Source organism: Saprospiraceae bacterium, assembly GCA_016713025.1.
Taxonomy (GTDB): domain Bacteria; phylum Bacteroidota; class Bacteroidia; order Chitinophagales; family Saprospiraceae; genus OLB9.
On the sequence record JADJPZ010000004.1, the window covers coordinates 3015103 to 3031022 of the forward strand.

13 protein-coding genes and 1 pseudogene are annotated in these 15920 nt (G+C 33.4%); 12 read left to right on the forward strand and 2 right to left on the reverse strand.

Annotated features, from left to right (window positions below):
• Nucleotides 1-199 precede the first annotated feature (199 nt).
• Both IPK35_19185 and IPK35_19190 read left to right on the forward strand, forming a co-directional pair.
• Nucleotides 200-1981, forward strand: coding sequence for a restriction endonuclease (locus tag IPK35_19185; protein MBK8055335.1), 1782 nt, complete (start codon nt 200-202; stop codon nt 1979-1981).
• A 100-nt stretch (nt 1982-2081) separates the two neighbouring features.
• Complete coding sequence (locus IPK35_19190; protein MBK8055336.1) at nt 2082-3425, forward strand: hypothetical protein; 1344 nt, start codon at nt 2082-2084, stop codon at nt 3423-3425.
• A gap of 57 nt (nt 3426-3482) precedes the next feature.
• On the opposite strand, the gene IPK35_19195 is transcribed toward IPK35_19190, so the two are convergent.
• Both IPK35_19195 and IPK35_19200 read right to left on the reverse strand, forming a co-directional pair.
• Nucleotides 3483-3938 carry a hypothetical protein gene (locus IPK35_19195; GenBank protein ID MBK8055337.1) on the reverse strand — a complete coding sequence of 152 codons (456 nt, stop codon included), beginning with the start codon at nt 3936-3938 and terminating at the stop codon, nt 3483-3485.
• Between the two features lie 122 nt (nt 3939-4060).
• Nucleotides 4061-5103 (reverse strand): annotated as a pseudogene (locus IPK35_19200) (IS110 family transposase).
• Nucleotides 5104-5369: 266 nt separating this feature from the next.
• On the opposite strand from IPK35_19200, the gene IPK35_19205 reads away from it, so the two are divergent.
• From IPK35_19205 to IPK35_19250, 10 genes are all read left to right on the forward strand, one after another.
• On the forward strand, nt 5370-6245 hold the full coding sequence (locus IPK35_19205; GenBank protein MBK8055338.1) for a tyrosine-type recombinase/integrase: 876 nt from the start codon (nt 5370-5372) through the stop codon (nt 6243-6245).
• On the forward strand, nt 6164-6442 hold the full coding sequence (locus tag IPK35_19210; protein MBK8055339.1) for a transposase zinc-binding domain-containing protein: 279 nt from the start codon (nt 6164-6166) through the stop codon (nt 6440-6442). The genes IPK35_19205 and IPK35_19210 overlap by 82 nt, the downstream gene beginning before the upstream one ends.
• 77 nt (nt 6443-6519) lie before the next feature.
• Complete coding sequence (locus IPK35_19215; protein ID MBK8055340.1) at nt 6520-7272, forward strand: transposase; 753 nt, start codon at nt 6520-6522, stop codon at nt 7270-7272.
• Nucleotides 7273-7890: 618 nt separating this feature from the next.
• Complete coding sequence (locus IPK35_19220) at nt 7891-9339, forward strand: caspase family protein (GenBank protein ID MBK8055341.1); 1449 nt, start codon at nt 7891-7893, stop codon at nt 9337-9339.
• 102 nt (nt 9340-9441) lie between these two features.
• Nucleotides 9442-10260: a hypothetical protein gene (locus IPK35_19225; protein MBK8055342.1), complete on the forward strand. Its 819-nt coding sequence runs from the start codon at nt 9442-9444 to the stop codon at nt 10258-10260.
• 101 nt (nt 10261-10361) lie between these two features.
• Nucleotides 10362-11555 carry a DUF4062 domain-containing protein gene (locus IPK35_19230; protein MBK8055343.1) on the forward strand — a complete coding sequence of 398 codons (1194 nt, stop codon included), beginning with the start codon at nt 10362-10364 and terminating at the stop codon, nt 11553-11555.
• Nucleotides 11539-12477: an RES domain-containing protein gene (locus tag IPK35_19235; protein ID MBK8055344.1), complete on the forward strand. Its 939-nt coding sequence runs from the start codon at nt 11539-11541 to the stop codon at nt 12475-12477. Before IPK35_19230 ends, IPK35_19235 begins: the two co-directional genes overlap by 17 nt.
• A 96-nt stretch (nt 12478-12573) precedes the next feature.
• Nucleotides 12574-13341 (forward strand): DUF1963 domain-containing protein, encoded by a 768-nt coding sequence (locus tag IPK35_19240; protein ID MBK8055345.1) that lies wholly within the window; start codon nt 12574-12576, stop codon nt 13339-13341.
• A gap of 112 nt (nt 13342-13453) precedes the next feature.
• Complete coding sequence (locus IPK35_19245) at nt 13454-14428, forward strand: hypothetical protein (protein ID MBK8055346.1); 975 nt, start codon at nt 13454-13456, stop codon at nt 14426-14428.
• 106 nt (nt 14429-14534) lie between these two features.
• The gene (locus tag IPK35_19250; GenBank protein MBK8055347.1) at nt 14535-15890 is read left to right on the forward strand and encodes an AAA family ATPase; all 1356 of its coding nucleotides are present in this window, start codon (nt 14535-14537) and stop codon (nt 15888-15890) included.
• Nucleotides 15891-15920 lie beyond the last annotated feature (30 nt).

A 15920-nucleotide genomic window follows, 5' to 3' on the forward strand; every position in this document is an offset into this window, starting at 1 on the left:
TCAAGGAGTTATGAGTGGGTTTGGTCAAGGTGAGTTTCGCTTATTAAATAGGGGGGGGGGGGGGGGGGGGGGGGGGGGGGGGGGGGGGGGGGGGGGGGGGGGAAATAGGGAGGGGGGAAGGGGGGAAAGAGGGGGGGCAGGGGCGACGTTCTCAGCAATAAAAAAAAAGAAGAAGTATTAATAAATATAACTAATCACGATGAAGGAAGATTTAATTGACATCTATTACCATTCTGAGGATGTTGGAATAAGAACCTATAAAATTAAGTATACAGCTGAAGTAACGCACAAGGGGCTAAAAGATTACAAGGTATTTACTGCTTACGATGATGACATCCTGGAAAATAAGGTGCAATCTCATGTTGCGAAACTTGAAGAAAAGTGGGATAAAATAGTTTCAAAACAGAATGTTGTAAACCATCAAGTCGCAAGCCAAAAGGAAGCAGAAATCATAACCCAAGCGGCAATAAGGTCTTTGGAAGCGGTTGATAATTTACTCATTCATACTTTGAGTATTGATGATACAATTGATTGGGAAACATTGAAAGATAAGACGAAATTCAAAGAGCCCAACCCTGAAAACGAGTTGAGTAAACGAATTAATGCCATTTCAGAACCAAAGCCACCAGTTATAGAAGGCTACCCAACAAGTCCAAGAGAGTTTGATTATGAGCCAAAATTATCTTTTTTTGACAAACTCATAAAGTCAAATAAAGATAAAAAAATACAGAATTCGAAAGATGCTTTCGACCGAGCGGTTTTGAAATGGAATGATGACTGTTTACAAATTGATAAGCAGAATGAGGCAAGAAAAAAGAACAACGAACAGCAAAAGGCTGAATTTGAGGCAGCAAAAGACACCGTAAGAAAACAACTTACAAATGAAGTCATAGCATGGCAAAAACGGAAGACTGACTTTGAAAACAAACAGGAAAAGATAAATAAAAAAGTTGATGAGTTGCAAGTTAAGTATTTGAGTTGTGACCAAACTGCAGTTTTAGAATATTGTGAATTGGTTTTGAATAATTCGCAGTATCTTGATAGTTTTCCAAAGAGTTTTGAACTCGACTACAATCCTGAAAACAAGATTTTGGTGGTCGAATACTCTTTGCCTACGATTGAAGACTTGCCCACGTTGAACGAGGTAAAGTTCATTAAAAATGAATTGAAAGAATATCATATTTCTGATGCACAAATTCAGAAAATGTTTGATGCAACGATGTATAAAATAACCCTGCGGACTATCCATGAGCTTTTTGAGGCTGATAAAGCCAACACCATTGAATTTGTTAGTTTCAATGGTTGGGTAAATGCGATAAATCGGGCTACTGGAAAAAGAGAAAATAATTGCATATTATCAATTCAAGCAAAGAAAGCAGAATTTATAGAGGTTGATTTGGAACATGTTGACCCCAAGACTTGTTTCAAAAACTTCAAAGGCGTTGGAAGCAGTAAATTGAGTGGACTAACACCAATACAGCCGATTTTGCAGATAAATAGAACTGACAAACGATTTGTAAACCATTACGAAGTGGCGAGCGGAATGGATAGTAGTACAAATTTGGCCTCAATGGATTGGGAAGATTTTGAACACCTAATCCGTGAAGTCTTTGCCAATGAGTTTAACAGTAACGGAGGAGAGGTTAAAGTAACCCAAGCCAGCAAAGACGGCGGAGTTGACGCCATTGCATTTGACCCAGACCCAATAAGAGGAGGTAAAATCGTTATTCAAGCTAAAAGATATACAAATACCGTTGGCGTTGCCGCCGTCCGGGACTTGTACGGAACTGTTATGAATGAAGGAGCAACAAAAGGAATTTTAGTAACGACAGCAGATTACGGTCCCGATGCTTACGAATTTGCAAAAGGGAAACCTTTGACATTGATGAATGGAGCAAACTTGCTTTATTTATTGGATAAGCATGGACATAAAGCAAGAATAGATATAAAAGAAGCAAAAAGACTTCAAAAAGAAGGATGATACTGCTGAGAACAAAGGCTATGATGATAGATTTGCTATCGCTTCATCCATCACATAGCCCAAACCGTTAGGCGTCACTTTAGAGCAAAATGCGTACAAAATGGATGAAAATAGTTTACAGAATAGAGCATACGATTTTGTATCAAAAATAAAAATTTTTGAAGACCAAAAAAAATCTATCAATAAAGATAATTGGAAAGGTTCTTCGTCACATTTGGGTGTAATTGATTTATCGGATAAATTCATAGAAAGTGATGTTATTGTTCGGGAATATATGTCTGATTTGTCTGACTACAAAATTTATATCCTTAAAGAGTCAAAAAAATATGGCTTTTTAGAAAATGATTATATCGAACTTTATAAATTTGTATATGAAATTTCTGAATGGAACAATATTCAAAGAAATGTTTCAATTGAGTATTTAAAAGAGAAAATAATAGCTTGGATTGTTGATGTTTTCATCAATAATGTTTCAAAAATTAACTTATTTGTTTATTTAGAAGAAAAACTAAAAAAAGACATAAATAAATATAGATTTTGTTTTCCAATTTTAAATATTGACATTGAAAATGATTTTAATGTTGGAGATTCAAAAATAATGTTTTTCGCAAAAGAATATTTCGATGAATTTTATAAATTTCAATTAAGTAAAATACAATCATCAGAAGAATATTCTGAAGAAATTTTTAATAAATTATATAGAAAATATCAAGGTCAGGTTTTCGTTGCAATAGAAGTTTTTGCTGAATCAAAAAAAGCGGAGATTATTGCGTATGAAAATGCTTGTTATGTTGTTGATATTTTAAAAATATGTGGACCAACGATTCAATTCCCAACAGAGTTGTGTTATTTAGAGCTTGAAAGTAGAATGCCATTCAGTCACGATTATTTAAGATTTGAAAATGATGATCCATTTGATTTTTCAATAACAACTAAAATAAATCGAAAACAAATGCTTCCGTTTAATTCAAAATTAGTAAAAGATTACAAAGTTTTTTTTGATGATTTTGGAAAATTACTCAATCCAAAATATGATTCTGAAATGGAAAAACTAATTAAAAACTCAATTATCTTTTATTCAAAGTGTATATCTGAAACAGATTTACATTTAAGAATTTCACAATTAATAATGATTGTAGAAAGTATATTTTTACTTGATGATGATAAATACAAAATGGAGAATAAATCAAAAAGAAGATTTACTGACTTTATATTTGAATCAAATACAATAGAAAAAATTAACTTTATCGAAATTCTAACAGAAATGTATCAAGTAAGGCACAAAATGACTCATAAATCAATTCGAATCTTTATTGATTATAAAAAACTAAGAACTTTTCAAATAGAAATAATAAATTTGTTTTATCGTATATTAAAACAATGTAATAAATTTCACAACAAAGAACTGCTAATCAGTTATTTAGATAAAAAAGCGAACGCCTAACAGCCGTTCCTATGTAAAGCCTCCCAGCCCGGGACAAAGATAATATGTTAATTTTATTTACGGCATAATTTTATTGTTTTTTGACTCTATACTCAGGCTCCTATATGTAGCTGTCATTTCTGACACTACCAGCATCGGTGTGATAATAGAGACGTAAAATATCAGCTTCCTGCTTGGCGATGTAGCAGTTGACTTTTCAGTCTCCTCTACCACGGCTGTTTTAAAGTCTGATATGCTCTTTAATATTTGAGTAATAAAGTGATGAATAGTAATTTTGTGGCGACAGTATAAACGGACTGAAGCAATGCAGAGGTGCAACTTCATAGGGATAATACTGTCGGGTGACGGAATATTCGTCTGAGCCGGTACCCCCAACGTACCGGCTCTTTTAAGACGAATAATCTTGAGCCCTGTATGCCTAAGAAAACCTATGCCGCTTTTGATGTCTCGTTTTGTGTCCAAAATTACTTTTACTTTTTTAAATCTTCTGCTTTCTGCTTTGCGTTGCAGCAAAACTTTTGATTGTTTTCTGCTCCCCGTGTTCTAAAGTCAGAAGATAGAATTTTTTATATTTCTTCGTTGCTTATATCAATATCCGTTGGTATCTGAATGTTTTTATCCAATGCAAGTTTGTGATTAATCTGATATGATTTGCCGTTTTTGATCACCGATAGTATCCGTCTTACCATCTTATGGGCAACCTTAACAATGATTGTTTTGGGATTTTTTCCAAAATGAGATTTGTAGTATGCCTGAATCTCAGGGTCTCTGCGGATGGCTATCCAGGCACTCTCAATGATGTAAGGTCTTAGAATGGTATTGGCTCGGGGTGTTACTCCCATATTGCTTTCACTGCCACCACTGCTGAATATACCAGGTACTACACCGATAAAACTGCTGAACTGCTTTTCATTGTCAAACCGGCGCAAATCGCCACATTCAGACAAGATAGCTGCAGCCAGAAATCCACCGATACCCGGGATGCTGGTCAATAAATAATAGTCTTTATTGTGGTATTGACGACAATGAGCCCGAAGTAAATTGCCACCTTTGAGATATTCAGAATGAAAGAAATCCAGTGTCCGTAGTTTACTCTCCATAGACTCTTTGCCGCATGTGGATGTCCACTTCAGTTCACTTAGCCATTTTTTAAATTCTATCGTCCAGTTGACATTATCAAATTCCGGTGGTATTGCGATGCCATGAAAGAGTAACATACCTTTAATGTGTGACTTGACTCTTCGGAGTTCCTTAGTAATGTTGGTTCTCTGACGCAGCAAACTGCGAAACTGCTCTTGCTCCTCAGTAGGGATATGGATGGCCTTGAGATTGTTTTTCTGAAGTTGTTTACATAAATTCCGACTATCGATTTTGTCCGTCTTCTGATAGTTTTGTTTGTCCATCCGCGGCACATCAGCCGGATTGACCACTGTAACTGCCCAACCAAGATTCAAAAATATCTTGCTGCACTGAAACCACAACACCCGGCTTCATAAGTCATCGCAACTTCGTGAGTCGGAAAATGAGCAGCCACATAATCGTACAATACGTCCGGATCTGGTGGCATGGAGAATGTTTTATGATCAAATGACTCCGTCCTGATAGATACCGACCAACTTTTCTTGTGAATGTCGATCCCAATAAATAACTTTGTGTCAATAGCATTTTGTAAAGGCATAATCTTGTTTTTAAATCGTCAGAAAATTTTGAGCTAAGATATGCTTTTACATAGATGCTTGGCAAAAGCGGGGGTTTCGTGCTTCTATGACAGTGAAGTGCTAAATTCAAGTTTTGTGCATCTAATGAAGTTTAGTGCTATAAATCCCCGCCTTCGCAAAGCGGCAAAACGTTGAACAAACCTAAAAATAAATATATCTAAATATCAGTAAGACAAGTTATTAGGCATGATAATTGGCCTATCAGGTATAAATAAATAACAATAAAATGATACCTGTAAACACACATTTGAAGGCCTTTGAGTCACATTTGATCCTTCTTAATTCACCAGTAAAAACCCGGATTTCTTACCTGACAATATTAAAAAAGTATCTTGAATATTGCAACACCCAACTTTTGGATGATGCATTTACAGATACAGTGGTAAAACAATATTTATTGTATCGGTACAGTCAAAAAATGGATTGGAAAACCATCAATATGGATTACTCATCCATTAAAAAATACTTTGTTGAAGTACTTCAAAAAGCGTGGAATACCCCGATGTTCCCACGACCCAAAGTAAATAAAGAACTGCCCAATGTCATATCAAAAGAAGAAGTACAAAAGCTCATTTCGCACGTACGCAATCTCAAATACAAAGCCTTATTCATCTTCCTATATGCTACAGGGATGCGCATAAGTGAGGCCTTGTCGGTCAAGGTAAAAGACATTGATTCTGATAGACTACAGATCAAGATAGATAAAGGCAAGGGTCACAAAGACAGATATGTAGATGTACCGATGGAATTGATAGAAATATTAAGACAATATTACAAAATCTACAGACCTACAGACAGACTTTTTTATGGGGAGACAACACAAGATGCACTGCCTGAACGCAACATACAGCATGCCATGAAACGAGCTAAAGAGAAAGCAGGCATCATCCATGATGTGAGCCCACATACATTGCGTCATTGCTACGCTACCCATCATATGGAACATGGAACGAATATTGTATATATACAGAAGATGTTAGGTCACACCAATCTAAAAACGACCTCGATATACCTTCATTTATGTGTAAACTTTCAGAGTCAAAACATAATCCATCCGATTACAACGATCCAAATCAGTCTGATGGGCCATTCACAGACATAGGATCACTATTTAGAGCGTACAAAGAAGCATATATCCACCTATACAAACCGCAGAAGCACGAGATCAAATTTATCAAAGATGTAAGTAAATGTAAAACACCTGCGCTCGGAGGGATCGTAATAAGTTGTAGGAGTTGCAAAAAGAAGACCTATTTATATAAGTCATGTGGCAATAGCCAATGCCCTAAGTCTGACTGACCGATCTCGAAGAGTGAAGTACGACAGTGCTTCAAGGGAAGGAACCGCGGAAGCGGGTGGGTAGCCGCATAAAACGCATGCAATGGCAAGACAAACTGGCGAGCAAGATGCTTAAATGTCCCTATCAGCACATCATTTTTACCATACCTCACGAGCTAAATTATATAGCCAAAGGCCATCCAAAACTATTATATGGAGTACTTTTTAAAGCAGCTTGGCATACCATAGAGCGACTGGCAAGAGATCCCGAAAATGTAGGAGGTACTCCCGGAATGACAGCCGTACTGCATACATTTGGCTCCGATCTCAAGCACCATATACACCTGCATACCTTGGTCACCTTCGGAGGTGTAAGCAAGGATGGAAAATGGGTATGGCCCAAACGAAAAAATAAAATCGCACCGTATCGCAAAATATGTAGCACCTTCAAAACCATCTTTATCAAGGAGCTAGAAAGTCAGCTGCAGAAAATCGATCCTGTGTATTATCAAACAGTAAAAGGCATAATCAATAGTACCAAAGAAGTGAGGTGGTGTGTACACAACACGCCACCTACTGCTCATACCAAAGTCATAGAAGAATACCTAGGTCGATACATATGCAGAATAGGAGTAAGTAATAAAAAAATACAGTATGATGAAAAACAACAGATCGTAAAAATGGAATACAATGACTACAAAAATCAAAAACCCAATGAAGCAGCGCCTAAAGCGACCAAGCAACTCGATCCCATAGTAGCCATGCGACAAATCATGATACATGTCTTACCGCCCAACTTTCAAAAAGTAAGAACGTATGGCATCATGACCAAAACAAAATCAGAAAAATAAAAATAAATATTCCAGAACTCATCAAAGAAAATGGCCAAACCATAAGAACATTATTCCAGATAGTAAAAGCCTTACTACAAATAACGGAAGAAGAAGAAGAAATAAAATGCGTTTCATGTCAATCCACAGAAAGTGAAATAAACGAAATAAAGCCCGATGCAGAATGGTATAATAAACACATCCGAAGAGAAAGCAGAAACAAATCGCCGGCAGAGACACCTAAAATAGTACTAATAGACCCCAATGCTTCAAAGAGGCCAAGGATAACTATGGAGACAATAGTCAAAAACAAGATGGAACACACCCAAATCTAATCAAATCTTAAGTTAGGAAGAAAAAAACAAAGGGTCATGCCAGAAGAGTAATGACTCAATTTAAAACTTATAGCCCAAAGCCAATAAAAAATGACTACTACAATCATAGCAAATCCCATATACGGCTCGTTTCAGGCCGTAGGATTAAAAGATTTCATTGTTTGTATAATAAATAAATTGGCTATAATCCAACGGTCTAAACTTAAATATCTACAAATTCGCTTTGAGATTTGTGCAATTTCTTTATCTTTGTACATGCGAATTCGTAGATATTCCTATGAGTTAGCACTCATATTTAGACAACATGCAGAAAGAATTACATAAATGGCTTAATGACGTAGGAGAGCATGACTCTGCTCGACTAATTTCAGAATGCAGTGTTGATCTAATATATGTCGACACTCTTTTTGAAATTAGTGGTGATAGAATGACAGATTTAATGGATGCTCAAATTGGTGTCCCAGGAAAGTATTATTTAAAACTACATTCCGACTTTCAAAAAGAAATTAAAGTAATAGAATCCCAACTATTGGAAATCGCGACAGCGATGGGCATGCACATTCGCGGTATTTCATGGAATCCGAAAATCGACAACGACAATGAACTTCAAATGAAAATTTCAATAATTGTACGTCAAGCAATCTTTGACGAAATAACACTCAATAAAATTTCTTGGTCTGGCAGACTTGAAGAACCTGATTTTTTAAATAGAATATTCGACCTTTCAAAAATGCCGTCTTACGATTCAAGATATGATAACGCTTATGATGACATTCATAAACATCGTATAATGAATTATGACTGGGAAGATGATTGGGTGTTTACTGATAGACGATTTAATCTTCTGCATTGTGATGAAGAAGCACTATTGAAATTTTTATCATTAACTATAAATCCTGTTTCCAGAACAGATAATGAAGGTGTCAATCAATTAATTGAAATATATAATAGAAACCTCTCTGCGAGCGGAATCGAATTTTACGAAAAATCAAAAATTGCAGGAAAATCTATTTATGGTTATAGAGAAATTGAAATTGGCGAAACTACCATTGAAAACAAGGAAATCAAACAACGGAAAATTGCATTAGTTGTGGGCTGTAGCCAATATGAATTTGCTGGACATTTAGAAAATCCATTGAATGATGCAAAATCAGTTAAAGAAAATCTTGAGACACTAGGTTTTGATGTAATGTATGCAGAGAATCCAAATCTCAAGGAATTAAAAATTGGAATTGACGACTTTGGAACTGAACTTGAAAAGTATGATGTTGGCTTATTTTATTTTGCTGGACATGGAGTTCAAGTTAAAGGTTTAAATTATCTAATTCCCGTTGATGCAAATTTGAAAAATGAACGAACAGTTGAATATGACTGTGTCCAAGTTGACCGAATATTAAGCCATATGGAAAGTGCAAAAACTTCTGTGAACTTACTCATACTTGACGCATGCAGAAACAATCCATTTGAGCGAAATTGGGGTAGAGAATTGGGACAAAGGGGGTTTGCTGTGATGGATGCGCCAAAAGGTTCTTTAATCGCATATTCAACATCTCCGGGTAAGACGGCATCAGATGGTGAAGGCAAGAATGGACTTTATACTGGCGAACTTATTTCAGAAATCAAGTCAGTTAATGTTACAATTACTCAGTTATTTCAAAAAGTAAGGAAATCAGTTATGGAAAAATCGAAGGATGTACAAGTACCATGGGAGTCGACTTCATTGACAGCAGACTTTTACTTTAATCGAAAATAAAAAAAAACGAGTGCTAACAATGCACTGGACGTACAGACTCCCTATCGGTCGTCCGTCGCCAGTGCTTAGCGTTATCTCCAATAAGTAGAAAAAAAATAATTTATGGATAAGGAAATAATTCTAAAAAATAAGCAGGTAAAAATAACTGCAAAACATAAAGAAGTTATTAGCGAAAGTTTTATACTATTTGTAAATTGGCTAAGAAGACAAAATCTAAAGAATTTCAATTACAAGACTGCCATTAATTTTGATATCTTCCCAATTGATAATACCATGAAGGTAGATGAAACAAAATCTATACATTTTAATTTAGCATATTTACAAAAATGTTCAGTAGATTATTTTGTCACAATTATTCTGCATGAAGCTTATCATTATTACATTAATAATATTCCTAATAAACGAGATGCAACAAGAGTTAAAGATTTTTACTATGATGAAATGATGCAACATATAGACATTGAAGCTGACTTTTATGTTGCTAAATTCTTGAAAGAAGAATATAACTTGATTTTAGAAGATTACCTCAATTTGTATTATTCCGGATCAAATGCGTTTAGGGATGAAGAAATTAGACCACAAAAATTACAAAGATTCGTATGTTCAATGTTAACCATTGCACATCTTTATTTACACAACGAATTTGCAATTTACAGAGTAAATTTAGAAGCTATAAGATTGCTGGGAAAAAATCCAAGAATTATTCTACATAAAAAAGGATATTCAGAAACGAAAGTAATCAAGTTTTCACTAGCAAATCTGAACAAAATTCAAAAATTATATCAATTCCCGAGTATATTTACACCAGATCAATATGTAGAAACTCTATATGATGTTTTATTTAGTGCTGTGGATGGTAGTAAATCTCAAAATGTACAACCAAAACTAAATTATAGTAATTTAAGAAATAAGAAATCTTAAGTTCAAGTTTTATATTCGACCTTATAAGCTGATATTTAGATTATACAATTTATTTTATTGACGTTTTGGATGAGTTTTTTAGGTATTTAAAATCACATTGAATGGAACAAACAAATTTAATAAAAATATTTCTTGCTTCTCCTAGTGATGTTAAAGCTGAACGAGAATTAATTTTTGCCCTTAAAGATGATTTAGATCATTTAATAGGTAAACCACACAGTGTAAGATTTGAGTTTGTTAATTGGGAACGAAATGCTTATCCAGGAATCGGAGAAGATGCTCAAGATGTCATTAATCACAACATAAAGGATGATTATGATATTTTCATTGGAATATTTTGGCAACGATTTGGAACACCTACTAATAGAGCCGAATCAGGAACAAAAGAAGAGTATGATAGAGCGTATAAGAAGTTTAAATCAGATCCATACTCAAGTCATATTATGCTTTATTTTAAAACAGCTCCGCCTGACAATATTTATGATTTGAATTTTGATCAATTTGAGAAAGTGAAAATATTCAAAAGAGATTTACAAACACAAGGTGCACTATATTGGGAGTTTAGCAAAACTGACGAACTGAAAAATTTACTTTTTATACATTTATCGTCTTTAATAAGAGATAAATTTATTGATAAAACTAATATTCCAAAAGACTTAGGTAGTAATCTTAATAATGATAAGTTTGACAAGTATGAATTACTGGCAAAAGAAGTTGATGAAAGTGGCCAATTAGGTGTTGAAGGAATACTTGACTTGGTTGAGCAAACGTCAGATTCTTTACAACGTTTACCGAATATATCAGATAACATTATTACAATTATCGAATTTATTGGAAGTAAATTTAATGATAAAACTAAGCAAATTAATGCTGTAAATCTTATAAAAGATGAAAGATTAAGATTTAAAAAAGCAACTCAAATAATTAATAGTTTGTCATTAGATTTGGACAAATTTTCTGATGAACTTAACGAACTATTACCAGAATTTAGATATAATCTCAACATGGCTATTGAATCTTATACTAAATTATTATTGACAGCATCAGAATCAAGTATATTTGTAAATGAAGTTGAAGACCAAATGAAAACAGTAGTGCCAAACCTTTATAGTTCAATTGATGATGCGTTAGTGGGGATTGCTGGATTTTTGCAGGAATTTAGAAGCTTACCACCAATGACAACAAAATTCGGAAATTCAAAAAGAAGATCTGAAATCTCTACAAATGAATTATTCAAAGAATTCATAAGCGCAAAAAAAGTGATGAAACAATTAATAGATGAAAACTGGAGATAACAATGCACTGGACGGACAGACTCTCTATCGGTCGTCCGTCGCCAGTGCTGGGACGTTATGCATAAGAAAAATAAATATGACTAAAGAATTTGTTGAAAATATTAGTCTACAGTCTCGAGAAGATACAAGGATTTTTTTGACTCAATTTGTGAAAAGACTCGACTTCAGAAATGAAGAACACCGATTTTTATACGAACAAACAATGATAAGAATCTTTGGGAAAAACTTGTTAGGGTTTTCACACACTTTGGAAGATCAAGTTTTAGATTTTACAAGAGTTCGTAAATGTTGTTGCAAAGGCACTTTATTTAATAATATTTCTGAATTAATATATCCACCAGCAAGAAACACAAAAATTGGACGTGCTAATCTGGATGGTGAAACGGTATTTTATTGTTCAAATGATCCTGGAACTTCAATTTTTGAAGTCAGACCAAAATTAGGCGATTGGATTGCGACAACAACTTTTAGAAATGAAAAGAAATCTATGAAAAGTGTTGTACTGGGTGCAGATACACATAAACTGAAAGAATTTATCAACCTTCCTCCTTATTTGCAGGGTGTTCATGATTTTTTAAATAATTTATTTGTTGAAGAAATTAAAGAAGGACAAGAATACAATTATTTTAAAACTGCATCAATTTGTAAAAGCATGATTGGGAATACCAATTCAATTATTTATCCTAGTTTTGCTTCTAAACTTAAGGGTTGGAACTATGTGTTTTCAGTTAATGAATTTAATGAAAGTTTTAAATTTGTAGAATCTAGAATACAAGAAGTAACTGAATACAAATCACCTTTTGCATTTAAAGTAAAATGTTTATACCTAGCAATTTCAGTTGATAAATTCAAAGATTTAAAATGGGAAAAGTATACTCCAGAATGTAAAGGGCATAATATTGATGACATGATTTATGAATAAATTCCTATGCATAACAAGCGACAAGACGATCATGCCTCCTAACGTCGGCACGTCGCTTGTCGCCAAACCGTTGTGTGCAATAATAACTAAATAATAATGATACCAAAATTTCTAAATAAATTCGAAACAGAATTGAAAAAATACAAAAGGGAGTTTGTAAAAATTAACGCAAAATCTTTAAATATTTCTGCATTTGAAGATCAATTAGATATAAAAACGAGTAAGTTTTTAGGATTTCCATTTTATCCTAAATCAAAAATATATCCTATAGACAAAAATGGTAAACCAATGTTAATGGCTGCTCAAATAAATTTTGAAGAAATACCACAGATATTAAATTTTCCCGAAAACGGAATATTGCAATTATTTCTGTCGGGAGCTAATTGGTACGAAGAAGAGTCTAAAATTGTGTATCATACCAAATCTGAAACTGAAAGTAAATTTCTGGAAGACTTTTCATTTATAAATCAAGAAGATTATGAAGATATGCCGATTCTATTTGTTCATGAATTGAATTTTGAGAAATCTATTGAAAATGCTGGTTTAACAGATAACCAATTCAAATTTCAATTCGGCGATCAAGATTGGTATGAATTTATAGATCAATTAAGTGAAAATGAACAAAGTGAATTTTATGATTATTTTGATGCTAGTGGTCATAAATTGGGAGGTTACGCTGAGTTTACACAAGATGACCCAAGAGATTATGGAACCAGAAACGAAGATGATATTCAATTAATTCAAATTGATAGTGATGAAAATATTATTTTTGGAGATGTTGGAATTGGACATGTTTTTATTAGTATTGAAAGCTTAAAAACTAAAGATTTTGAAAGAGCATATTTTACATGGGATTGTCAATAAATCATGCCTAAAATAATAAAGCACACAACAACGGCTATGATGATAGATTCGCTATCGCTTCATCCATCACATAGCCTAGGCGTTATATGGCATAAAAAAAATGAACACTAAAATGAAACATTTATTATCATACATAGGCTTCACTTTACTACTTTGTGGTTGCTGGAATCCAACATATCAGGCATTTAGGGAACTTGAAAACACACAATTTGAAAATACACTTGAATTAATAACAGCAAAAAAAGCGATATCATTTATAGAAAGTTCTCAATTGGACAGTTTAAAGGAAATGTTTCCCTCTGAAATATTAAAATCCGCAAAAGATAGTGACTGGGAAGACATCATGGTTAATGGAAGAAAGGCAATTGAATCTAACAATATGCCTCCAGACAGTTTAGTAGAAATATCCAATACAATAAACATCAATAATGGAGTAAAGCAAATTTTTGCAAAACTTAGCTTTCCATTTATAATAAGTGATGTAGGTTCTCAAAAAATGTATATTAACCTGATAACTTCTCAAGGTAAATTATATGGTTTAAATGTCGGAGAACACCCATTTGGTATGAGATTTATTGAACCTAATCATAATGAATCTCATCTGGATCAACATTCTGTAAAATATGAATCAATTAATTGGTTCAGAATATGGTATGGAAGTGGATTTGAAAAGAATGATTACGGTGACAGATTTGGATATTATGCTGTTTCAGGAGATAAGCAAAAGATAGATAAACTCAAAATCGACAGAGAACTAACAGAATTTTTTTATCTTATAAATTCAACTAAACCTGATTCAATTGATTTTAAATATATAGAAGATAAATCGACTGGAAATCCTGAATACATTTATTTAAGATTCAAATTCAACAATTCACCTTATAATCGATTTGGAGAATTTAGTATCTATCACCATTTAAAAGATGAACCTGGTAAAACAGAACCAATGTCTAAATACATTACAATTAAACATTCAGACAAAACAAGGTATTTATATTCAGTAAAGAAAAATCCCAAAATGGTAGAATTGCTTAAAAAGATAACATATAACCGATACGATAAATATTTTGAACGAAGATGGATGTAAATGAAAAACGCCATGTAACAAGCCGTAACACATCATGCCGCTCTATCGAGACGGCACGACGGCTAAAGCTGGGACGTTAGGCGTAATTTTAACACAGACCACGAAAATGAATAACATTACCAAAATAAAGCTCTTAAACTTCAAAAGATTTGAAACATTTGAAGTTACCTTTAATGACAAAATAAATCTACTTATTGGCGACAATGAAGCAGGTAAGAGTTCCATTTTGACAGCAATAGACTTGGTAATTAGTGGAAGTAGAAATAAGGTTGAAACAATGGGCCTTGAATATCTATTTAATTCCAAGGTAATTGAAAACTTTCTCAACTCCGACAAAAATTATGTGAATTTGCCGAAGTTGGAGATAGAATTATTTTTAAGTGAGCATAACGAAGAAACTGATGGGAAAATAAATAGTGATAAAATAGACGCAAATGGTTTGAAATTAATTTGTAAACCAAACGATGAATTTAGTGCTGATATTGCTAAAATACTAAAGCAAGACAATTGCATTTTCCCTTATGAATACTATTCAATTGAATTTAAAACTTTTGCGGATCAAACTTACTCAGGTTTCAAAAAATACTTAAAACATATTCTTATTGACAACTCTCAAATCAGCAGCGAATATGCTATGAAAGAATTTGTAAAAGACATATACAATAGCTCAGTAAAAAGCTCATTAGAAAAATATAAGCATCAGCACGAATACCGTTCTCATAAAGAAGACTTTAAAAATAATTCTTTTAAAGAAATCAATCCAAGACTTGGAGAATATAAATTTGCGATTAAATCAAACTCTAAATCGAATTTAGAAACGGATTTAACAATCTTTGAAGGCAATATATCTATTGATAATAAAGGGAAAGGCAAACAATGTATTATAAAGACGGAATTGGCTTTAACCAGAAATGATAATGATTTGGAAGTTATCTTGCTTGAAGAACCTGAAAATCATTTGAGTCATTCAAATATGAAAAAACTAATTCATAAAATTAGTGCATCTGACAACAAACAAATTTTTGTAGCTACTCACAGCGACTTAATAAGCACAAGGCTTGACTTAAGAAAATCAATTTTATTGAGCAGTACAACAACAAAGCCGTTAAAGTTAGACGCTCTACCTGAAGATACAGCAAAGTTTTTCATCAAGGCGCCAGACAATAATATTCTTGAATTTATCCTTTCCAAAAAAGTGATTTTGGTTGAAGGTGATGCTGAATATATTTTAGCCGAAACCCTTTTTAAGAAAGCAACCGGTGAAGAAATAAGAAATTGTGAAGTTCATATTATTTCTGTTGACGGAACAAGTTTTAAAAGATACTTGGACATCGCCAAAATTTTAAAAATCAAAACAGCAGTTTTAAGAGATAACGATGGCAAGTATCAAGAAAACTGTGTAGATAGATATTCAGATTACAATATTGATAATATCAAAATGTGGTCTCATGAAATACGTTGACAGCAAAAATGTGGAAAACTTTTCACAAAT

Bases quoted from the DNA above. Each gene is read 5' to 3' on its own strand.
- IPK35_19185 (MBK8055335.1), top strand. From the start codon at position 200: ATGAAGGAAGATTTAATTGACATCTATTACCATTCTGAGGATGTTGGA.
- IPK35_19190 (MBK8055336.1), top strand. From the start codon at position 2,082: ATGGATGAAAATAGTTTACAGAATAGAGCATACGATTTTGTATCAAAA.
- IPK35_19205 (MBK8055338.1), top strand. From the start codon at position 5,370: ATGATACCTGTAAACACACATTTGAAGGCCTTTGAGTCACATTTGATC.
- IPK35_19210 (MBK8055339.1), top strand. From the start codon at position 6,164: ATGTGTAAACTTTCAGAGTCAAAACATAATCCATCCGATTACAACGAT.
- IPK35_19215 (MBK8055340.1), top strand. From the start codon at position 6,520: ATGCAATGGCAAGACAAACTGGCGAGCAAGATGCTTAAATGTCCCTAT.
- IPK35_19220 (MBK8055341.1), top strand. From the start codon at position 7,891: ATGCAGAAAGAATTACATAAATGGCTTAATGACGTAGGAGAGCATGAC.
- IPK35_19225 (MBK8055342.1), top strand. From the start codon at position 9,442: ATGGATAAGGAAATAATTCTAAAAAATAAGCAGGTAAAAATAACTGCA.
- IPK35_19230 (MBK8055343.1), top strand. From the start codon at position 10,362: ATGGAACAAACAAATTTAATAAAAATATTTCTTGCTTCTCCTAGTGAT.
- IPK35_19235 (MBK8055344.1), top strand. From the start codon at position 11,539: ATGAAAACTGGAGATAACAATGCACTGGACGGACAGACTCTCTATCGG.
- IPK35_19240 (MBK8055345.1), top strand. From the start codon at position 12,574: ATGATACCAAAATTTCTAAATAAATTCGAAACAGAATTGAAAAAATAC.
- IPK35_19245 (MBK8055346.1), top strand. From the start codon at position 13,454: ATGAAACATTTATTATCATACATAGGCTTCACTTTACTACTTTGTGGT.
- IPK35_19250 (MBK8055347.1), top strand. From the start codon at position 14,535: ATGAATAACATTACCAAAATAAAGCTCTTAAACTTCAAAAGATTTGAA.